The 19,369-nt window shown below is 55.1% G+C and carries 20 protein-coding genes; 12 read left to right on the top strand and 8 right to left on the bottom strand.

What is annotated here, in order from left to right; translation table 11 throughout:
• The first annotated feature begins 4 nt into the window (after nt 1–4).
• The 5 genes from G3M63_RS14880 (at nt 5) to G3M63_RS14860 (ending at nt 3,042) form a co-directional block, all read left to right on the top strand.
• Nucleotides 5–361, top strand: coding sequence for an iron-sulfur cluster assembly accessory protein (locus G3M63_RS14880; RefSeq protein ID WP_150301565.1), 357 nt, complete (start codon nt 5–7; stop codon nt 359–361).
• A gap of 13 nt (nt 362–374) precedes the next feature.
• Entirely contained in the window at nt 375–896 is a 522-nt protein-coding gene (gene sufT, locus G3M63_RS14875; protein WP_163983626.1) for a putative Fe-S cluster assembly protein SufT, read from the top strand.
• A gap of 10 nt (nt 897–906) precedes the next feature.
• A complete protein-coding gene (locus G3M63_RS14870) occupies nt 907–1,329 on the top strand; it encodes a SufE family protein (RefSeq protein ID WP_150301567.1) in 423 nt (140 codons plus the stop codon).
• Between the two features lie 175 nt (nt 1,330–1,504).
• Complete coding sequence (locus G3M63_RS14865; protein ID WP_163983625.1) at nt 1,505–2,599, top strand: GGDEF domain-containing protein; 1,095 nt, start codon at nt 1,505–1,507, stop codon at nt 2,597–2,599.
• Between the two features lie 53 nt (nt 2,600–2,652).
• Nucleotides 2,653–3,042: a YkvA family protein gene (locus G3M63_RS14860; protein WP_150301569.1), complete on the top strand. Its 390-nt coding sequence runs from the start codon at nt 2,653–2,655 to the stop codon at nt 3,040–3,042.
• A 14-nt stretch (nt 3,043–3,056) separates the two neighbouring features.
• On the opposite strand, the gene G3M63_RS14855 is transcribed toward G3M63_RS14860, so the two are convergent.
• From G3M63_RS14855 to G3M63_RS14840, 4 genes are all read right to left on the bottom strand, one after another.
• Nucleotides 3,057–3,485, bottom strand: a complete 429-nt coding sequence (locus G3M63_RS14855; protein WP_150301570.1) for a DUF411 domain-containing protein — start codon at nt 3,483–3,485, stop codon at nt 3,057–3,059.
• Between the two features lie 278 nt (nt 3,486–3,763).
• On the bottom strand, nt 3,764–3,922 hold the full coding sequence (locus G3M63_RS14850; RefSeq protein WP_150301571.1) for a YqaE/Pmp3 family membrane protein: 159 nt from the start codon (nt 3,920–3,922) through the stop codon (nt 3,764–3,766).
• Nucleotides 3,923–4,024: 102 nt separating this feature from the next.
• A complete protein-coding gene (locus tag G3M63_RS14845) occupies nt 4,025–5,227 on the bottom strand; it encodes a benzoate/H(+) symporter BenE family transporter (RefSeq protein WP_150301572.1) in 1,203 nt (400 codons plus the stop codon).
• 173 nt (nt 5,228–5,400) lie between these two features.
• Nucleotides 5,401–7,644 carry a TonB-dependent receptor domain-containing protein gene (locus G3M63_RS14840; RefSeq protein WP_150301573.1) on the bottom strand — a complete coding sequence of 748 codons (2,244 nt, stop codon included), beginning with the start codon at nt 7,642–7,644 and terminating at the stop codon, nt 5,401–5,403.
• Nucleotides 7,645–8,015: 371 nt separating this feature from the next.
• On the opposite strand from G3M63_RS14840, the gene G3M63_RS14835 reads away from it, so the two are divergent.
• Nucleotides 8,016–8,921, top strand: a complete 906-nt coding sequence (locus tag G3M63_RS14835) for a LysR family transcriptional regulator (RefSeq protein WP_150301574.1) — start codon at nt 8,016–8,018, stop codon at nt 8,919–8,921.
• A 15-nt stretch (nt 8,922–8,936) separates the two neighbouring features.
• Here the strand turns inward: G3M63_RS14835 and G3M63_RS14830 are convergent, their stop codons facing one another.
• The gene (locus tag G3M63_RS14830) at nt 8,937–9,755 is read right to left on the bottom strand and encodes a pyruvate, water dikinase regulatory protein (protein ID WP_150301575.1); all 819 of its coding nucleotides are present in this window, start codon (nt 9,753–9,755) and stop codon (nt 8,937–8,939) included.
• 163 nt (nt 9,756–9,918) lie between these two features.
• On the opposite strand from G3M63_RS14830, the gene ppsA reads away from it, so the two are divergent.
• The 6 genes from ppsA (at nt 9,919) to G3M63_RS14800 (ending at nt 15,758) form a co-directional block, all read left to right on the top strand.
• Nucleotides 9,919–12,288, top strand: a complete 2,370-nt coding sequence (ppsA, locus tag G3M63_RS14825) for a phosphoenolpyruvate synthase (RefSeq protein WP_150301576.1) — start codon at nt 9,919–9,921, stop codon at nt 12,286–12,288.
• 19 nt (nt 12,289–12,307) lie between these two features.
• A complete protein-coding gene (gene rraA / locus G3M63_RS14820; RefSeq protein ID WP_150301577.1) occupies nt 12,308–12,793 on the top strand; it encodes a ribonuclease E activity regulator RraA in 486 nt (161 codons plus the stop codon).
• 193 nt (nt 12,794–12,986) lie between these two features.
• Nucleotides 12,987–13,235 carry a CrfX protein gene (locus G3M63_RS14815; RefSeq protein ID WP_150301578.1) on the top strand — a complete coding sequence of 83 codons (249 nt, stop codon included), beginning with the start codon at nt 12,987–12,989 and terminating at the stop codon, nt 13,233–13,235.
• A gap of 3 nt (nt 13,236–13,238) precedes the next feature.
• Nucleotides 13,239–14,060 (top strand): mechanosensitive ion channel domain-containing protein, encoded by an 822-nt coding sequence (locus G3M63_RS14810; RefSeq protein WP_150301579.1) that lies wholly within the window; start codon nt 13,239–13,241, stop codon nt 14,058–14,060.
• 42 nt (nt 14,061–14,102) lie between these two features.
• Nucleotides 14,103–14,684 carry an RNA polymerase sigma factor SigX gene (sigX, locus tag G3M63_RS14805; protein ID WP_163983624.1) on the top strand — a complete coding sequence of 194 codons (582 nt, stop codon included), beginning with the start codon at nt 14,103–14,105 and terminating at the stop codon, nt 14,682–14,684.
• A gap of 102 nt (nt 14,685–14,786) precedes the next feature.
• A complete protein-coding gene (locus G3M63_RS14800; RefSeq protein WP_150301581.1) occupies nt 14,787–15,758 on the top strand; it encodes an OmpA family protein in 972 nt (323 codons plus the stop codon).
• Between the two features lie 42 nt (nt 15,759–15,800).
• On the opposite strand, the gene G3M63_RS14795 is transcribed toward G3M63_RS14800, so the two are convergent.
• From G3M63_RS14795 to G3M63_RS14785, 3 genes are all read right to left on the bottom strand, one after another.
• Nucleotides 15,801–16,253 (bottom strand): thioesterase family protein, encoded by a 453-nt coding sequence (locus tag G3M63_RS14795; RefSeq protein WP_150301582.1) that lies wholly within the window; start codon nt 16,251–16,253, stop codon nt 15,801–15,803.
• Between the two features lie 164 nt (nt 16,254–16,417).
• Nucleotides 16,418–18,013, bottom strand: a complete 1,596-nt coding sequence (locus G3M63_RS14790) for an isocitrate lyase (protein ID WP_150301583.1) — start codon at nt 18,011–18,013, stop codon at nt 16,418–16,420.
• A 446-nt stretch (nt 18,014–18,459) separates the two neighbouring features.
• Nucleotides 18,460–19,281, bottom strand: a complete 822-nt coding sequence (locus G3M63_RS14785) for a secretin N-terminal domain-containing protein (protein ID WP_163983623.1) — start codon at nt 19,279–19,281, stop codon at nt 18,460–18,462.
• Between the last annotated feature and the right edge of the window lie 88 nt (nt 19,282–19,369).

The following is a 19,369-nucleotide window of genomic DNA, read 5'->3' as shown; positions in this document are numbered from 1 at the left end:
TCGCATGAGCGTAGAATCCTTCGATCCGGGTAGCCAGGTCGTCACCGTCACGCCCGCGGCACTCGAGCATTTCCGCCGACAACTGCATGGGCAGAACGGCAAGGCCGTACGGGTCAGCACCAAAAAGAGCGGCTGTACCGGCTTTATGTATGTGATTGATCTGGTCGAACAGGGCAGTGAGGACGATATCCAGTACCAGCTGGACGACGACGTCAAGCTGCTGCTCTCCCGCGACAGCCTGCCAATCCTGAGCGGCTCCGAGATCGATCTGGTCAAGGAAGGCATCAACAAGCAGATCAAGTTCATTAACCCTAACGTCAAAGACCAGTGCGGTTGCGGCGAAAGCTTCAGTGTGAGTTGAGATGGAAAGACGCATGGTAGTTGCGCAGGCGGATTGTCCTGCGCGTCGTGTACCGGATGGCACTCCGCTGGTCATCCCCAAGGATACCTTCGTGGCCATCACCCAGGCATTGGGCGGCAACTATACGGTGACGTATCAGGGGCAGATGGTGCGGGTCGACGGGACCGATGCGGCGAACCTGGGGCTGGAGCCCGAGTTGCTGAGCTTTCCTGACCCGCAAGATGACCAGATCCGTGAAGAGCAGGTCTGGGAGGCGCTGGGTACCATTTATGATCCCGAGATCCCGGTTGATCTGGTCAATCTGGGGCTGGTGTATTCGGTCAAGATTGACCAGCAGGCCAAGCGTGTTGATATCGAGATGACACTGACTGCGCCGGGCTGCGGCATGGGGCCGGTGCTGGTGGGCGATGTCGAGTATCGCGTGCAACGTGTCCCCAACGTCGAAACGGTCAAGGTTGATCTGGTATTTGATCCGCCCTGGAGTCGGGACATGATGAGCGAAGAAGCCCAGCTTGAAACCGGCATGTTCTTTTAAGAGGTCCTGCATGAGCCAGATAGGCACCGATACCACCAGCGACGACATCGTCGAAACGCTGTCGTTCTTCGATAGCTGGGAAGATCGCTACAAATACATCATTGACCTGGGCAGGGAACTGCCGCCGCTGGATGATGCTCATCGCACCGATGAAAATATAGTTCGCGGGTGCCAGAGCCAGGTGTGGCTGGTCAGCCGCAGGGAAGGGGACCGCTTTTTCTTTGATGCCGACAGTGATGCCTTTATCGTCAAAGGCCTGCTTGCCGTCGTTCTGGCCGCGTATAACGGCAAGACCGCCGAAGAGATCGGTAATTTCGATATCGAAGGCTATTTCGAGCAACTGAATCTGCTCAAGCACCTCAGTGTCACGCGTGGCAACGGCTTGCGCGCCATGGTCAAGCGCATCCAGAATACGGCCGCCGCCGCGAGCTGACGGTTGTTGCGTATTTCTGGATTGGTGGGTGAAAACACCACGGGAATGGAAAAACTCTGTGCCATTCGAATGGTCGTGTTCTGACCAGTCGGTCGATGGTCGGTTTCTGCTGGTTGATATCAAAATGATATTGCGGTATTGACGTTAGAAGGTTACTGTTTTGTCCGGAACGGCTGTGGACGCCGATTCTTCCTTCTATCAGGGCAGCGTATACATGCAACGGATCTGGCGACGGCTGAAAGGCGACTATCAGTTATCAATCATTATTTCCGTTGCGGTTCTGGCATTGATAGCGTTGCCGCCTTTTGCTTTGTACCGGCTGTTGAATGACGACTGGCTTCTCGGGGCATTGGATAGTGCCTTGGTCATTGGCACCAGCTTCGCTGTACGTTCGGCCTGGCGTACCGGCAAAACCCTGCGCCCGGGCCAGTTTCTGGCTTTTGCCTATTCGATTAGCGCAGTGATCGTTGCGATAAAGCTGGGCGTTAATGGGTTGTTCTGGTTTTACGTCATGATCATCTTCAACTTCTTCGTGGTGCCTCCGATACAGAGTGCGATAGCGACCTTGTGCGCACTCGTCGCCCTGTGCACCTACGGCTTGCTTGCCCCAGGATATCTTTTCGATGGGCCAGCACAGCTTGTTTCCTTTTCCGTTACAGCTGTTATCACCAGCCTGTTTGCGCTGGTTTTTGCCCATCGCGGTTCAATGCAGCGTAGGCAACTTCATGAGCTGGCGACGATCGATCCTCTCACCGGCATCGGTAACAGGCGTGCGCTGGAAGCGGAGCTTGACACGGTATTTGCTGAACACAGCCGTTATGGCACGGCCTATGGGCTATTGGTGTTGGATCTCGATCATTTCAAACGCATCAACGACAGTTTCGGTCATAAGGCCGGGGATCGCGTCCTAAAGGATTTTGTACGAATAGTCGGCTCGGCCTGCCGGCAGTCTGATCGCTTGTATCGATTTGGCGGTGAAGAGTTCGTCCTGGTGGCACCTCAGGTAAACCGGGGCGGGCTGGAGCAGGTCGCACGTAATATCCTCACCACCGTCCAACAAGAGTTACGCAACGTTGATGGCACCCCGGTCACCGTATCGATTGGTGGTGCGCCGATATTGTGGCAGAAGGATTACAAGTCCTGGCTGCACAGTGCGGATGAGTGCCTGTATCAGGCCAAGCACGCAGGTCGTAATACCATCGTTATTGCCGAGCCGGGAGCTAAGCGCTCGAGCCTGCTGTCATATAACCTGGACGGAGCCGCTCCGTGAGTGATCCAGATGCTCCGGATGGCTCGATACACTTTCGTATCCGGAGGCACGAGATGGCACACAGCAGATTCAGCGATAAGGGGTATTGGAACAAGCTCAGCCGTTTCGCCTTGATCGCGGGGCGCGAGGCGGTTGAAAAGTCTCTGTACCTTTATTACGCAGCCCAACGACCGGAAACGCCCAAATGGGCTAAGACTGCAATGTACGGAGCCTTGGCATACTTCATCTCGCCAGTGGATGCCATGCCGGATTTCCTTCCCATGCTTGGTTTCACGGACGACATCGCAGTCATGGCTGCCGCGATCGGGATGGTCTCGTTCTATATTAACGATGAGGTGAAAGCGAAGGCGCGAAACAAGCTGAACGCCTGGTTCGGGGAAAAACAGGGCACTACCTACGAGGGCACCGCCGAACATACTGAATCAGCCCGCACCAGGGGCTGATTCAGCTTCGCTGTTCAGGGGTAACTGTTGAAAACCTTTTGCGCACCTTCATCGTCCACAGCGACAACCTTGTAGGCGTCCTGGCGGTCGCCCATCTCCATGCCCGGTGAGCCGACGGGCATCCCAGGGACAGCCAGTCCGATCAGATCGGGCTTGTCACTCAGAGCCAGGATATCGGCTGCCGGTACATGTCCTTCGATAAAACGACCATCTATTACTGCAGTGTGACACGAAGCCAGTTCGCCCGGCACGCCAGCATCCTGTTTGAAGCTGCGCATATCGTCTTCAAGGTGATCGTTAACGGTGAACCCGTTCCCTTCGAGGTGTTCGATCCAGGCCGAGCAACATCCGCAATTAGGGTCTCTATGCACATCTATTGTCAACGGGTCGCTGGCATGAGCCAGCCCAGAAACAAGCATTAGAGAAGCAAGCAAACGCGTCATGGGGTATCTCCTGATCAAGAGGCCCCAAGGGTACGGTTAGTCGGCGCGCCTAGCAATGCGCAAGCCGGCCTTATCGGTCACCGTTTATCTGATGAATCGTAAGTATGCGTAACGTGTCAGGGCGGTCGGAAGGGTGGGGGTGTGGATGAGGCCCGGGTAGTGTGTGCAAAGCTGAACAGCTCGCAGTCTGGGCATGAAACCGGCTTGCGGTCGTACCCGAAGCCGTTCCGCGCCACCAGCGTGCAAGGTACTGGCGGCGCGGGAACGCACTAACATGGTTACCGGCGCGCGATAATCCATACGGCATGGATGATCCCGGGAATATAGCCGAGCAGAGTCAGCAAAATGTTCAGCCAGAAAGCACCACCCAGGCCGACTTGCAGGAAAACGCCTAGCGGGGGAAGCAAAATTGCGCAAATCAAGCGAACCAGATCCATCGTCACGCTCCTATAGGTCAGTCAAAAACAGGTCAGTCAAAAATCGATCCGTCGTAAACTCGACGGTTATGGTTCTGACCCTGTTGACTCGATGAACGTTCCTTAATCAGGTTTTTTCCAGCGCAGTACCCCCAGCGAGACAAGACCAGCGACGAGTCCCCAGAACGCCGAGCCTACTGAGAAAAGCGTCATGCCCGAAGCGCTAATCAGAAAGGTGATCAAAGCGGCTTCGCGGTCTGCCGGTTCGGCCATTGCCCGACTCAAGCCATCTGCAATCGAGCCGAGCAATGCCAGGGCAGCAACCGACAACACCAGAGCGCCGGGAAGGGCGAGGAACAGAGTAGTCAGACTTCCGGCAAACAGGCCGATCAGGCAATAGAATAGCCCGCACCATAGGGCCGCGGTGTAACGACGCGCTGGGTCAGGATGCGCTTCGGGCCCGGTACATAGAGCCGCGCTGATAGCGGCGAGATTGATGCCGTGCGATCCGAATGGAGCGAGCAGCAGCGACGCCAGGCCGGTGGCAGACAGTAACGGGGAAGCTTTGACCTCATAACCGCTAGCGCGTAAAACCGCCATGCCTGGCAGGTTCTGCGATGCCATGGCTACGATATACAACGGTAGCCCGATGCTTAACAGTGCTGTGAATGATAGTTGCGGCGCCGTCAGGGTGGGCAAGGTCAACGCCCAATCAACTGCCGGCAAGGAAAACAGGTTATTAAAATAGGCCAGTACTGACCCCGTGAGCAAGGCGCTCAGCACGGCATAGCGCGGCGACCATCGCTTGCCAAGCAGATAACTGCCGAACATCCCGAGCACCAGTAGTGTCTGATGCTCTATTGCAACGAAGATTTCGCTGGTGATACGAAACAGAATGCCCGCCAGCAACGCAGCGGCGAGCGAGGCGGGTAGACGCCGGATCAATCGTTCAAAACTTCCGGTGAGGCCCGTTACAAGCAGCAGAACGCCGCAAAACAGAAAGGCGCCAATGGCCTCGGCGAAGGCAACATTTGGCAAACTGGTAATCAACAGCGCAGCACCGGGTGTAGACCATGCCACCACGATCGGCGCGCGATAGCGCAGCGATAGGCCGATCGTGCACACAGCCATCCCGATCGATATCGCCCAAACCCACGATGCAATCCTGACGTCGCTCAAGCCCGCGGCTTGCCCGGCCTGGATGATGAGCACCAAAGAGCTGCTGTAAGCGGTAAGCATGGCAACGAAACCGGCCGTGATACTCGACAAGCTGCTATCGGCGAGAACGCGCTGGAAGCTTGCTTTCGTTGATATGGTTGAGTTCATGACGGAGTGAAGGGTAGTGGAACAAGGCGACCAGCGTAACGCAGTCAGGCTCACCGGTTTCCATACAGTGGCGTAAAAGAACAATCGCTACAGTTTGGCTGCCCACTCGAACAAACGACAGGCACAAAAAACCGGGCACTGGGCCCGGTTCAGGTGTGCGGCTCTACAGAGCTCTAGAACTCCATCGTGGCTGAGAGCCAGAGGCGACGGCCTTCTTCTAGAGTGCCATCGGTAGAGCGACCCGACTGGATATAGTCTGAAGCCCAGCCTGTGGCCCCGGTGCTGGTTGTGTAATAACTGCCGGTAGTGAAGTCTTTCCCGAAGGCGTTGTAAATTGTCGCGTTGAGGGTGACCTGTTCTGACGCTTTGAACGAACCACCCAAGTGGAATACTTCATATGCCTCCAGATCGCCCGCGGCATCATAAAGCGCCTGATTGGCTGCATTCAGGTTCTCATAACGATCCGTAAAGCGCGCCCTATCTCCCCGGTATTCGCCTTTGAACCATAGATTGACACGCTCGGTCGCAGCCCAATTCAACCGAGCAAAAAACAAGTGCTCGGGTGTGTTGGTTAGTGGTTGGCCTTTATTATCCCCACTTCGTTGCTCGCTGTCGGTGTAGGTGTAGTTCGCGCTGACACTCCAGGCTGGGGCGAATTGCCAGCGTCCGCTTAACTCTACGCCTTGGGTAATCGCTTCCCCAATGTTGATGCTTTGGCCAAATTCATCCTGAGTAAATCCACTGCCATAGCTGATACAACCAGGCAAGCCGGGAGATTCCGCGGAGAAACAGTTCGGGAGTGGTGTGCCATCATCGATTTTGTCGTCAAACTTGTTGTGAAAGATGGTCGCATTAGCGTTGAAGTTGTAAAGGTTATCGTAATAAACGCCGAACTCGGTGTTGGTCGTAACTTCCGGTTCCAGGTCCGGGCTGCCAATGGTCAGAATCGTACCCTGACCAGAAACGCCAGTGATGCCGTCATGCAGCTGGTTCAGTGTGGGGGTCTTGTAACCTTGGCTAACGCCACCCTTGAGCGTCCAGGTATCAGTAGTATTCCAGACCAGATAAGCACGGGGACTAAAGTTGCCGCCGAATGCCTCGTGATCTTCATAACGCCCACCCAATGTCAGGGCAAGATCGTCGCGTAGCCGCCATTCATTCTCTGCGAAGAGAGCCCAGGATTTCTGCTCGAAGTCCTCATCAGCGATTCCATCCGTGACCTCAGCGTCCCACCACTGCCCACCAACGGTCAGAATGTGCGACTGACCAAGCGGGGCGGTCAATTTGGTATCGAAAATAAGATCGGTGGATTTCAGCTCCCGATCTTCGCCACCAACGATTTCGGGATAGCCAGCATAAGGATCGCCAATAGTGCCCGGGATAGTCCGACCCAAAGTTTCAGTGGTGTTATGAGTAAAGCTACTATTCAGGGTGCCGAAGCCCAGTCGACCAGTATGAGACACGGCGACCTGATCGCGCTCAAAGCGCAGCTCATCGCTGTACCCATTGGCTACAGTCGGCGCCTCTTCATCGCAGCCGTTGACTGCGCTGCCGCCGGTGCGGCCGTCCAGATTGCCCAGTTGACAATTGTCATTGTTATAAACCTGTTTACCCTGCTCGACATCCAGAATGAAGTCATGATCGGCATTAGGCGTGAGGGATAGCCGAGCCCCTACGTTGTAGTTTCGCCCTTCAACTGGCGATGCCCCACGACGGCTAACCGCTGTATCATTATCGAATGCCAGGTCAGATTCAGCTCGGTCATAAATACTTCCTTTTACCGCAAGGCCCAGCAAGCCATCTATCAAAGGACCGCTTGTGTAAAGGCTGGTATTACTTGAGCTGCCATAGTCACGGTCTTCCTGGAAGGTATGATCGACTGTAACGGACGTGCCCCAGTTATCTGCAACTTTACGTGTGATGATGTTGACTACCCCACCCATCGCATCGGACCCGTAGAGGGTAGACATTGGTCCTCTGATTACTTCGATACGTTCGATGGCTGACATGGGCGGCATGAAACTGGTGGAAGTTTCGTTGAATCCGTTCGGAGTGACGTTCCCCGCTGTATTCTGACGTCGGCCGTCAATGAGAATCAGCGTGTAATCGCTGGGCATGCCGCGAATGCTTATATTCAGCCCGCCGGTCTTACCTGTGCCTTGTCTAATATCAACCCCTTCAACCTCATCGAGGGCTTGAGCCAGGTTGCTATAGCGTTTTTGCTGTAACTCTTCCCGACTAATCACACTGATACTCGCAGGCGCCTCGGTGATCTTCTGCTCAAACCCTGACGCGGTGACAACCGTGTCGGACAATCTCACTGTGTCTTCGTTGGCCGTTGCAATGCTACTCGCCAGCATTGCAATGGAACCGACGAGCGCGAAGGGAACTGCGTGACCGCGGGGATTTGAAAGCATTTAAGGCTCCTTGGTGGGTTTCGCTCGGGCTGCCTAGTGAACGATAATGATTCTCAAACAGTGGTGCACTTTAGGAGTATTCGCATTGAAATTCCAGTGCAGATTATGAAACTTTCCATCCAGGAATCCGGTACGGAGCGTTTATTCTGGTTAAATTGTTACAAAACAGCAGCTTAACGTCCTGGTCTATATTGGCTTATGCATTTTAGTCATAACGATAATCAATGCTAATTGACAGGCGTTCACATTGACTGAAAAAATCGGGGGCTGCAGTGACCGATGCCAACTGACAGTCGATCGTGATTGGGTCGAGGATTCGGTTGTAGCAGGTGCGCATCATTCCTAAGCGGGGGCTACTTCCTAATATGGTCATGCACGATTTCAACGAGTTGACCGTTTTTGCTGCGGTGGTTGAGCAGGGTGGGTTGACCCAGGTCTCTGCCAATCTTGGCCTGCCCAAATCCACCTTGAGTCGCCGTATCAGCCAGCTTGAGGCACGCGTTGGTCAGCGCCTGTTGCTAAGGCAATCGAACCGGATGCTGCCTACTGAAGCAGGCAAGCTGTTCTACAACTATTGCCGTCAACTGCTTGATCTGGCTGCACAGAGCCAGCACTTGCTGGATGATTTGAAAGAAGAGATCAGCGGCCCTTTGGTTCTGAGAGTGCACAACGCATTCGAAAGGGGCTGGTTGCCAGCGGTCCTCGACAGATTCCTGGATACCCATTCCGGCGTAACGCTCGAGCTGTCTGTCACAAGCCTGCAGCCCGAACAGTCCGACGACACAGTAGGCGATCTGTGGTTGTGGCTCGGGGGCGACACCTTTCATGGGCTACGCAACGAACCACTGGGACGCTGGACCAGTGGCCTCTACGCCAGCCCTGAGTTCGTCAGGGCCAACGGGCTGCCGACACACCCCCATCAATTAGCTATGTATCCGTGGGTGGATGTACTGGAAGGAACGGGCGACCCGGTGCGTCTGCAGAGCACGACTCAGGGCGAATATCATTTCACCCCGAAACCGTCGCGACTCAAGGTCGACAGTCTGGTCCTGCAGGCGGATTGTCTGGTACGGGGACAGGGCATCGGCGTGCTTCCCCTTTGGTACGCGGAGAAGTATGAAAAGGCTCATCCAGGCAGTCTTGTCCGCTGTCTGGATGAGTGGAACCCATCGGAACAACCCATCAACCTGCTCTACAGTTTCGGTAAGGCACCGAAAAAAGTGACGGCGCTGGTGGAATGGTTACGTCACCATATGCCGCCGTCATGGGAGCACTGAAACTAGTTGAACCCATTATTTCAGGCGGCGCTCAATGCCCATGTGCACAAGAATCTTGGCTGAAATCTCCTCGACCGAGAAGTGCGTTGAGTTGATATAGTTGATGTTCTCTTTGCGAAACAGGTTTTCGACTTCGCGTACTTCGAATTCACATTGAGCGAAGCTGGCGTAACGGCTATTGGGGCGTCGTTCGTTGCGAATGCTCGATAGGCGTTCCGGATCGATGGTCAGCCCAAACAGTTTTTGTTTGTAGGGGCGCAGGGAGGCGGGCAGTTGCAAGCGCTCCATGTCGTCTTCGGTCAACGGGTAATTGGCCGCACGAATCCCGTATTTGAGTGCCATATAAAGGCAGGACGGGGTCTTGCCGCAACGCGATACACCGACAACGATCAGATCGGCCTCATCATAATGCTGAGTCCGAGCGCCGTCATCGTTATCCATCGCGAAGTGGACGGCATCAATGCGGTCCTTGTAGTGACCGTTGTGCTGTATTGAATGTGATTTGCCGACTGAGTAGGACGACCCGTCGCCAAGCTCCATTTCCAGCGGGGCGAGGAAGGTCGCAAAGATGTCGATCATGTAACCGTTTGAGCGGGACAGCTCTTCGCGAATCTCGCGATTGACTACTGTATCGAAGATGATTGGCCGCGCGCCATCCCGCTCGGCAGCTGCATTGATTTGTTGTACCATGTCGTGCGCTTTTTCGATGGTGTCTACATACGGGCGCAACAACTTGGTGAAACTGATGTTCTCGAACTGTGAGAGCAGGCTCTGGCCAAGGGTTTCGGCAGTTATGCCTGTGCCATCTGAAATAAAGAAAGCGGTGCGTTTCATGCGCTTAGCCTTAAGAAGCGGTGTTGGCTGGGTGCAGCGATTGGGTGTAGCAATATAGAAACCTGAGGTTCATTAGCAGCATTGTGGCGCATTTGTAACATGCAGGCCAGATGGTCGGCCCTATGCGTATCGCTCAATTCAATGGAATTACGGAGAGATCACCTTGTTAGAGTACGTAGTGTCCTTCGAACAACTGGGTGCGGGAGACGTTGAACGCGTCGGCGGCAAGAACGCCTCGCTTGGGGAAATGATCAGCAACCTGGCGCATGCCGGAGTATCGGTCCCCGGCGGTTTCGCCACCACAGCAGATGCCTACCGCGACTTTCTGGAGCAAAGTGGTCTGAACGAGCGTATTCACGCCGCCCTGGACGCCCTGGATGTAGATGATGTTAATGCTCTGGCCCAGACTGGTGCGCAGATCCGTCAGTGGGTGATGGACGCGGAATTTCCCGAGCCGCTTGATGCTGCCATCCGCACGGCCTTCGCCGAACTGTCTGCCGGCAACGACAATCTCGCCGTTGCGGTTCGCTCTTCTGCCACGGCGGAAGATCTTCCCGACGCTTCCTTTGCCGGGCAGCAGGAAACCTTCCTTAATATCCGCGGCGTGGATAACGTGATCCGTGCGGCCAAGGAAGTATTCGCTTCGCTGTTCAACGATCGCGCTATTGCCTATCGGGTTCACCAGGGCTTTGACCATAAACTGGTCGCCTTGTCTGCTGGCGTCCAGCGGATGGTGCGCTCCGAAATCGGCACTGCGGGCGTGATGTTTACGCTGGATACTGAATCCGGTTTCCGCGATGTCGTCTTCATCACCGGCGCCTACGGCCTGGGTGAAACGGTAGTGCAGGGCGCGGTCAACCCTGACGAATTCTATGTGCACAAGCCGACTCTTGAAGCCGGACGCCCCCCGATACTGCGTCGCAATCTGGGCAGCAAGGCGATCAAGATGGTCTACGGCGAAGTGGCGAGCGCAGGTCGCTCGGTCAAGACAGTTGAGGTCGACAAGACTGATCGCTCGCGCTTCTGCCTCAGCGATGAAGAAGTCATCGATCTGGCTCGCCAGGCACTTATCATCGAGAAGCATTACGAACGTCCGATGGACATCGAATGGGCAAAGGACGGTGATGACAACAAGCTGTATATCGTCCAGGCTCGTCCTGAAACGGTGAAGAGTCGTGCCAGCGGTAACGTGATGGAGCGTTATCTGCTCAAGGAGAAGGGCAAGGTACTGGTTGAAGGCCGCGCAATCGGCCAGCGTATCGGTTCGGGCCCGGTCAAGATCGTTGACCACATCTCGCAGATGGACAAGGTCATGCCCGGAGACGTGCTCGTATCTGACATGACTGATCCGGACTGGGAGCCTGTAATGAAGCGGGCCAGTGCCATTATCACCAATCGTGGCGGACGCACCTGCCACGCGGCGATCATCGCGCGCGAGTTGGGAATCCCGGCAGTCGTTGGCTGCGGTAACGCGACCACCGAGCTGAAAGACGGGCAGAACGTGACGGTATCCTGCGCTGAAGGCGACACTGGCCTGATCTATGACGGCGAGCTGTCCTTTGATGTGCGGACCAACAGCGTCGATGCGATGCCACCGCTACCCTTCAAGATCATGATGAACGTGGGCAACCCCGATCGTGCGTTTGATTTCGCCAATCTGCCCAACGCCGGCGTTGGCCTTGCGCGCCTGGAATTCATCATCAACCGTATGATCGGCGTGCATCCCAAGGCTCTGCTCAATTTTGCGAGTCTGCCGAGCGATGTAAAAGACAGTGTCGAGAAGCGAATTGCCGGCTACTCCGATCCTGTCGACTTCTATGTCGAGAAACTGGTTGAGGGGGTCAGTACCCTGGCCGCTGCGTTCTGGCCGAAAAAGGTCATCGTGCGGTTGTCCGACTTCAAGTCCAATGAATACGCCAACCTCATCGGCGGGCGCTTGTACGAGCCTGAAGAAGAAAACCCCATGCTGGGTTTCCGTGGCGCTTCGCGTTATATCAGCGACTCCTTCCGTGATTGCTTCGAGCTCGAATGCCGTGCAATGAAGCAGGTTCGCGATGTCATGGGGCTGACCAACGTCGAAATCATGGTGCCGTTCGTTCGCACCGTGGGCGAAGCCAAACAGGTGGTTGAACTGCTCGGCGAGAACGGCCTGAAGCGTGGAGAAAACGGCCTGCGGCTGATCATGATGTGCGAACTGCCAGCCAACGCATTGCTTGCCGAAGAATTCCTCGAGCACTTCGATGGGTTCTCCATTGGCTCCAACGATCTCACCCAGCTTACGCTTGGCCTGGACCGCGATTCCGGCATCATTGCCCATCTGTTTGACGAGCGTAACGCGGCGGTCAAGAAGCTGCTGGCAATGGCCATATCCGCCTGCACCAAAGCTGATAAATACATCGGTATCTGCGGGCAGGGTCCCTCGGATCATCCTGATCTGGCGCGTTGGCTGATGGAGCAGGGCATCGAGACCATGTCTCTGAATCCTGATTCTGTAATGGACACCTGGTTCTTCCTCGCGGAACAAAACGCCTGATATGACTCAAGGAGACTCCATGCACTACATCACTCCGGATCTGTGTGACGCCTATCCAGACGTCGCTGTCGTCGAGCCCATGTTCAGCAACTTTGGCGGCCACGATTCATTTGGCGGCGAGATCGTCACGGTGAAATGTTTTGAAGACAACTCCGTGGTGAAGGAGCAGGTCGATCAGAACGGCACCGGCAAAGTAATGGTTGTCGACGGGGGCGGCTCGCTACGCCGCGCCTTGCTCGGCGATATGCTAGCCGAAAAGGCCGCCCGCAATGGCTGGGAAGGCATCATCGTGTACGGGTGCGTGCGCGATGTAGATGTTCTGGTGCAGACACCACTGGGGATTCAAGCGCTCGCCAGCCATCCGATGAAAACCGACAAGCGCGGGATAGGCGACCTGAATGTACCGGTTACCTTCGGCGGAGTGACGTTCCGTCCAGGTGAATATGTGTATGCGGACAACAACGGGATCATCGTTTCTCCAACCGAACTGAAAATGCCCACCTGACGTAGACAATCGTTCTGAAATTCAATTGCGGGACCGGCATTCGAATGGTGACACCGTTCGGATGTCGAGCGTCTTTGCATAGCTTGTTGTCGGCAGCCGATGGGCCCTGACCGTGGCGGCAGTCAACAGCTTTTCAGAAGCCTTAAGCAGTGTGTGAAGGTTTCCGGCTATTCATCGATGCGAGGTCACTATCGTGGACGATCCCTTTGAACATCAGTTGCGCAACCTCATGCGTAATGCCGAACAGCAGCGTCCAGTCAGCTCCGATAACGAGCGACTCGAACGGGTGCTGCATAAAGCACATATACATGGCGGTATATTCGACTTGCTGAGCCTCTTCGCGCGATGGGCCTGGGTCCTCACCGAAGGGGTAGACAAAGGCATTCAACACAGACGGCCGGTACGGCGCAGCAACGATTCCTCCAAACAAGCGAGCGAGTAAATCATGGAATTTGATACCTGGAGGCAAAGCTTCGTTGCAGCCATGACCACCCTGTGGAGCAAAATTGCGTCCTTTGTTCCCGATCTGATCGCCTCGCTGCTCATCGTATTGCTTGGTTTTGTGATCGCTAAGGTCGTTGACGCATTATTGAGCAAAGGGCTGGCCAAGCTGGGTCTGGACCGTCTGATGACCGGTGCCGGAGTCACCAAGCTGCTCGGCAGAATCGGTATTTCCTCACCGGTTTCTTCTGTTGTAGGCAAGATAGTCTACTGGTTTATCGTTCTGACTTTCGTGGTGTCTGCTGCCGAGACGCTGGGCCTTGCCCGGGTTTCCTCGACGCTCGATGCATTCGCGTTGTATTTGCCTAAAGTGTTCGGCGCCGCGCTGATTCTGTTGGCAGGCCTGTTGCTGTCGCACCTGGTCAGTGGCGTCGTCCGCGGCGCCGCTGAAAGCATCGGTGTCGATTATGCAGGAGGGCTAGGTCGTTTCGCCCAGGGTCTTCTGGTAATAATCACTGTCTCTCTGGCCATCGGTCAGCTGCAAATCGAAACCGGCTTGCTCAACACAGTGATTGCCATTGTTCTGGTCTCCTTCGGACTTGCCGCAGCATTGGCGCTAGGTCTGGGCAGCCAACAGATAGTCGCTCAGATCATTGCCGGCGTATATGTACGCGAGCTATACCAGGTGGGGGATCGGATTCAGGTAGGCGGCGTTGAGGGCGTGATTGACGAGATCGGCACCGTTAAGACGTCTCTGGTTGATGATAGCGGGGCGGTAATCTCCCTATCCAATCGTGTTTTGCTGAACGAACGGGTCTCCCGATAACCATCCCGCGTGCAAACCAACCCACTTAGCGACCCACCCGTTTTGAATGATTCTGGCCCATCAAGCAGTCAATATACTCCTGCCGATCTGTCGGACGAGGAATTGGTCCTACGCGCCAAACGTGAATTGCTTCACACGACAGTGGCTTATGAAGAACTCATGAGGCGCTATCAAAGAACACTATTTAACGTTTGTGCGCGATATTTGGGGAACGAAAGGGATGCGGATGATGTCTGTCAGGAGGTAATGCTAAAAGTGTTACATGGGTTGAAACAGTTTGAGGGTAAGGCAAAATTCAAAACATGGCTTTATAGCATTACATACAATGAGTGCATCACACAGTATCGAAAAGAGAAACGTAAGAAGCGACTCTTCGATGCGCTAAGTCTGGACTCTCAGGAGGAGGCTCAGGAAGAACCCGAGCCCCTCGCAGGTAGTGGTGGGCTGGACCGCTGGCTGGTTCATGTGAACCCGGTGGATCGTGAAATTCTTGTGCTACGCTTTGTAGCAGAGCTTGAATTTCAGGAGATTGCCGACATCATGTACATGGGATTGAGTGCTACGAAGATGCGTTATAAGCGTGCGCTGGAAAAACTCCGCAAGCACGTGGAAATGCCGTTTTGAAACTCTTTCTATGATGGTGTTGCGTTGTCTGTATACTCACGCCTGTGTTTTGCCGAGATTGCGCAAACCTAACGTCCGAATGGATTAAACGGGGATTCAAAGATGAGATTGAAAAACACTGTAGGTATCGTTGTTGGCGCCGTAGTAGCTGCCTCCACAATGCCAGTTATGGCTCAGAGCGCCGGCTCTGTTGAGGCGGAAGCATTTGCCAAGCGTTACTTCACCGACAGCATCCATGATCTGGATGACGGCACTCTGGTCGGTGGTAGCCTCGGTTACTTTGTGAGCGACAACGTCTCGTTGAACCTCGGCCACGGCGTGTACAAGAGCCTGGAAAGTGAAGCAGCCGGTTTCGAAGGCGACGACATCGACGGTCGCATGACTCACCTTGAGGCCATCTATCACTTCGGTCAGGGCGCAGTACGTCCTTACCTGTCCGGTGGCGTAGCCCATCAGGAACTCGACCAGGTTGGTACTGGCAGCCGCGACAAAACCAGCATGATCCTGGCTGGTGCCGGTGTTAAAAATTATCTGAACGAAAACTTCTTCGTACGCGCAGGCGTCGACGTGATGCACGGCCTGGATCACGACAACACCGAGTGGATGGCGGGCGTCGGCCTGGGTCTGAATTTCGGTGGTGCTGCTGCACCTGCTGCTGAGCCAGCGCCGGCTCCAGCTCCTGCTCCGGCTCCAGCTCCTGCGCCAGAACCCGAAATGCAAAACGTTCGGGTTGAACTCGACGTCAAATTTGATTTCGACGAGGCTACTATCCGTCCTGAATTCCGTCAGGATATTCAGAGCCTGGCAGAGTTCATGAACACCTATCCGTCAGTAACTACCACGGTTGAAGGTTACACTGACTCCATCGGTACCGAGCAGTACAACCAGGATCTGTCACAGCGTCGTGCAGCCTCTGTACGTCAAGCTCTGATCGATGAAGGTGTTGAAGCTGACCGTATCGACTCGGTCGGTCATGGCGAATCCAACCCCATCGCTGACAACGATACTGCTGAAGGACGTGCGATGAACCGCCGCGTTGAAGCAGACGTAGAAGCAGAGGTTGAAGTTCGTTAATAGCGAGCTCGACAAAAAACCCGGTCAAATGACCGGGTTTTTTTATGCGTAATCGGGAAGGCAGTTAACGCCAGGGAAGCGCATGCGAAAGTCATCCGGCATGGGCATTACTTTTGATGTAGCAAAATGATAGAAAACGAAACCCGACTTTGCCAAGGCAACGAGTTCACCGTTGCGTGCTTTGGTTATCCGAAAGATGATATCGCCCCCGTATCTATTCAGATCCATCAGGCCAACTTCAAATATCAATGTATCTCTGGCAAAAGCCGCCGTGCGGTAAGTTGTCGCCAGGTCAGTCACAATGATACCGACTTCGTTTTCACCTACTTCTTCGATGCCGAACTGATATAGGAAGCGGGCGCGCGCTTCCGAGATCATGGAGATCATCGAATCGTTCGCCAGATGCTTGCCCGCGTTGATATCGGTAATCCTGACTGTCAACTGGGTGGTGAAATAGAATTGTTTTTCCGGGAAATGAAGTATCAAACGGGACATAGATAACCTTGCGCTGCGATCGCCCTGACGATTGGACGAGTCGACAGGGGAGGAATGGATGAAAGCGCACGCATTGTACGCGACCAGACGGTCACAAAACAGCTACAAAAAAGGCCACCCGAAGGTGGCCTTTCTACACCCGGGCCTAAGCCCGACGACCGGTCTTAGAACTGGTTCATGGTGTTGTCTTTACCGCCAGCTTTCAGTGCAGCTTCACCAGCAAAGTATTCTTTGTGGTTGTCGCCAATGTCCGAGCCAGCCATGTTCTGGTGCTTGACGCAGGCGATGCCCTGACGGATTTCCTGACGCTGAACGCCCTTGACGTAGGCCAGCATGCCTTCGTCTGCGAAGTACCCTTTTGCCAGGTTGTCGGTAGACAGCGCAGCAGTGTGGTAAGTCGGCAGAGTGATCAGGTGATGGAAGATACCTGCTTCGCGGGAAGCATCCTTCTGGAAGGTACGGATCTTCTCGTCAGCCAGTTTGGCCAGTTCGGTTTCGTCGTACTCGACGCTCATCAGCTTGGCGCGGTCGTATGCAGAAACATCTTTGCCTTCTTCCTGCATGGCATCGAATACCTGCTGGCGGAAGTTCAGAGTCCAGTTGAACGACGGGCTGTTGTTGTAAACCAGTTTGGCGTTCGGTACGACTTCGCGGATACGGTTAACCATGTCGGCGATCTGGCCCACGTGTGGCTTCTCGGTTTCGATCCACAGCAGGTCAGCCCCGTTCTGCAGGCTGGTGATGCAGTCCAGCACGACGCGGTCTACACCGGTGTCCTTGCGGAACTGGAACAGGCCGGAAGCCAGACGCTTTGGCTTGAGCAGCTTGCCGTTGGCCTTGATGACTACGTCACCATTCTGGATGTCGTCAGCGCTTTCGATGTAATCACCGTCCAGGAAGCTGTTGTACTGGTCGCCCAGGTCGCCTGGCTCGTTGGTGACAGCGATAGCCTTGGTCAGGCCAGCACCCAGGGAGTCGGTACGGGCAACGATCACGCCGTCGTCAATGCCGAGCTCAAGGAATGCGTAACGCACGGCATTGATCTTCGCCAGGAAGTCGGAATGCGGAACAGTTACCTTGCCATCCTGGTGACCACACTGCTTCTCGTCAGAAACCTGGTTCTCGATCTGGATACAGCACGCACCGGCTTCGATCATTTTCTTGGCCAGCAGGTAGGTAGCTTCCGGGTTACCGAAGCCAGCATCGATATCGGCGATGATCGGCACAACGTGAGTTTCGAAGTTGTCGATCTTGGCCTGAAGTTCAGCTTCCTTGGATTTGTCGCCAGCTTTGCGGGCTTCGTCCAGGTCGACGAACAGCAGGTCCAGTTCGCGGGCATCAGCTTGACGCAGGAAGGTGTAAAGCTCTTCGATCAGACCGGAAACGGAAGTCTTCTCATGCATGGACTGGTCAGGCAACGGGCCGAAATCGGAGCGCAGCGCGGCAACCATCCAGCCGGACAGGTAGAGGTAGCGCTTGTTGGTTGTCTTCAGGTGCTTCTTGATGGAGATCAGCTTCTGCTGACCGATGAAGCCGTGCCAGCAGCCCAGCGACTGAGTGTAGGCATTGGTATCGGCGTCGTACTCGGCCATGTCTTTGCGCATGATGGCGGCGGTGTACTTGGCGATGTCCAGACCGGTTTTGAAGCGGTTCTGGAGGCGCATGCGAGCAGCGTATTCCGGGTTGATGGCGGCCCAGGTGCTACCTGCGGCTTCTGTTACCGCGGCAATAGCCTTGATCTCGTTTTGGTAAGCTGACATGGTCAATCCTTCAAAGTTTGCGTTTGGTTCTGCACGATTTGTCGACCTGAACCCGCCGTGGGCGACAGTCTGAACAGTTGTAGCAATAACGAAGAAGCAATCGGAATGAAGGCAGCGCGGAGGAGAGGGGTGACGAACAGGTGGATGACGTACGTCTGCTATTCAGCCAGGCAGTTGCTTGACCTTGCAGCGTGGTGGTTCCGTCATTCAGGCTGATACGTTTGAATCGCTTCCCCGTCCCTCAGGACAACTTCGTTCCAGTCGCAACCTCGTCAAAATGCCTTGTGGGCTGTTAAGACACGCATCGGTCCTTTGGTATCGGAGCCGATCGGGAACCCTTCGCAGGGTCCTGGCTAGCGGGAGCGGGGCAATAATGCGACTTGCCAGAGGATAAGTCAACTTGCATGTAGTGATTATTTCGTTGCACTACAGAATTGCGAAAAAGTTCAATCAAGGCGTTCAATCATGAGCCGTATGCTGCCCGAATCCTCTTGCCGGGTGGTTGTACGCCGACCGATATCGCGGCTCTCTGCCGTTTCGGTATCCCCTAGCGCGCCAACCGTCACCCATTCGCCCAACCTGGTAGTGATCTGCGTATCGAGATGCCGTACGTCAATGCGCCGGCTATCGGCGCGGTTTATATGGTCATCGTTGGTGTTCAGGATGATTGTTGCCATATCGCCATTCAGGCGCACCGTTGCATAGAAGCCCTGCGTTACGTCGCGGTATTGGGTCTGCTCGATGACCCGCCCGTAAGCATCCGTGGTCTGTGTGGAAACCGGTACGCTGTGGCCGCTCTGGATCAACACCGGATATCCCTCGTTAGCGGTAATCTGGCGGACACCGTCTGCTGCGCCGCGCGTTTCCCGACGTACGATTCGCGCACGGTTTCGTTCATCGGGGTTGCCTATGACAACGCTCCCAGATCCCGAGCTGATTTGGCCATCGACGCGATGGCCGCGGCTTTGATTCATTGCGTTCTGACTACTCGCAACACTGATTCTCAAGCGCGCAGGTTGGCGGTCAAGATCCGCGATCAAGGTGCGAATGTCAGCGATTCGTCCGGGTTTAGCGCGAATGACTAACTGGTTGCCGTAAGCAGAAATCCGTTCGTCGTCCTGCAGCATTGGCTGGACGACCGGAACCAGGGATTCCGCTAGCCCATAGCTGAGCGGGATGACCTCTGTTGTTGGTGCCCCGGATACAGCAGAAGCCGCTAGCCAGACGAGCGATACACAGCAACGCAGGAAACGGGCAGGGCGATTCATAACAAGAACCTGCGCAGGGCGGGGTCGGTCTGACTGGTAGCCCATAACTCATCGAACCGGCCGCCGTGGCGCCTGACCTGGTCGCGAC

This window comes from Pseudomonas sp. OIL-1, from assembly GCF_010669185.1.
In the GTDB taxonomy this organism is placed as follows: Bacteria; Pseudomonadota; Gammaproteobacteria; order Pseudomonadales; family Pseudomonadaceae; genus Halopseudomonas; species Halopseudomonas profundi.
The sequence above is the reverse complement of the archived record's forward strand: the minus strand, read 5'-3'. Positions and strand labels throughout refer to the sequence as shown.

What these genes read in the sequence shown, in the direction of transcription:
- G3M63_RS14850 (WP_150301571.1), bottom strand. Translation starts at nt 3,922, where the DNA reads ATGGATCTGGTTCGCTTGATTTGCGCAATTTTGCTTCCCCCGCTAGGC.
- G3M63_RS14845 (WP_150301572.1), bottom strand. Translation starts at nt 5,227, where the DNA reads ATGAACTCAACCATATCAACGAAAGCAAGCTTCCAGCGCGTTCTCGCC.
- G3M63_RS14810 (WP_150301579.1), top strand. Translation starts at nt 13,239, where the DNA reads ATGGAATTTGATACCTGGAGGCAAAGCTTCGTTGCAGCCATGACCACC.
- G3M63_RS14840 (WP_150301573.1), bottom strand. Translation starts at nt 7,644, where the DNA reads ATGCTTTCAAATCCCCGCGGTCACGCAGTTCCCTTCGCGCTCGTCGGT.
- G3M63_RS14795 (WP_150301582.1), bottom strand. Translation starts at nt 16,253, where the DNA reads ATGTCCCGTTTGATACTTCATTTCCCGGAAAAACAATTCTATTTCACC.
- G3M63_RS14835 (WP_150301574.1), top strand. Translation starts at nt 8,016, where the DNA reads ATGCACGATTTCAACGAGTTGACCGTTTTTGCTGCGGTGGTTGAGCAG.
- G3M63_RS14860 (WP_150301569.1), top strand. Translation starts at nt 2,653, where the DNA reads ATGGCACACAGCAGATTCAGCGATAAGGGGTATTGGAACAAGCTCAGC.
- G3M63_RS14855 (WP_150301570.1), bottom strand. Translation starts at nt 3,485, where the DNA reads ATGACGCGTTTGCTTGCTTCTCTAATGCTTGTTTCTGGGCTGGCTCAT.
- G3M63_RS14785 (WP_163983623.1), bottom strand. Translation starts at nt 19,281, where the DNA reads ATGAATCGCCCTGCCCGTTTCCTGCGTTGCTGTGTATCGCTCGTCTGG.
- G3M63_RS14790 (WP_150301583.1), bottom strand. Translation starts at nt 18,013, where the DNA reads ATGTCAGCTTACCAAAACGAGATCAAGGCTATTGCCGCGGTAACAGAA.
- G3M63_RS14800 (WP_150301581.1), top strand. Translation starts at nt 14,787, where the DNA reads ATGAGATTGAAAAACACTGTAGGTATCGTTGTTGGCGCCGTAGTAGCT.
- G3M63_RS14880 (WP_150301565.1), top strand. Translation starts at nt 5, where the DNA reads ATGAGCGTAGAATCCTTCGATCCGGGTAGCCAGGTCGTCACCGTCACG.
- sufT (WP_163983626.1), top strand. Translation starts at nt 375, where the DNA reads ATGGTAGTTGCGCAGGCGGATTGTCCTGCGCGTCGTGTACCGGATGGC.
- rraA (WP_150301577.1), top strand. Translation starts at nt 12,308, where the DNA reads ATGCACTACATCACTCCGGATCTGTGTGACGCCTATCCAGACGTCGCT.
- G3M63_RS14870 (WP_150301567.1), top strand. Translation starts at nt 907, where the DNA reads ATGAGCCAGATAGGCACCGATACCACCAGCGACGACATCGTCGAAACG.
- G3M63_RS14830 (WP_150301575.1), bottom strand. Translation starts at nt 9,755, where the DNA reads ATGAAACGCACCGCTTTCTTTATTTCAGATGGCACAGGCATAACTGCC.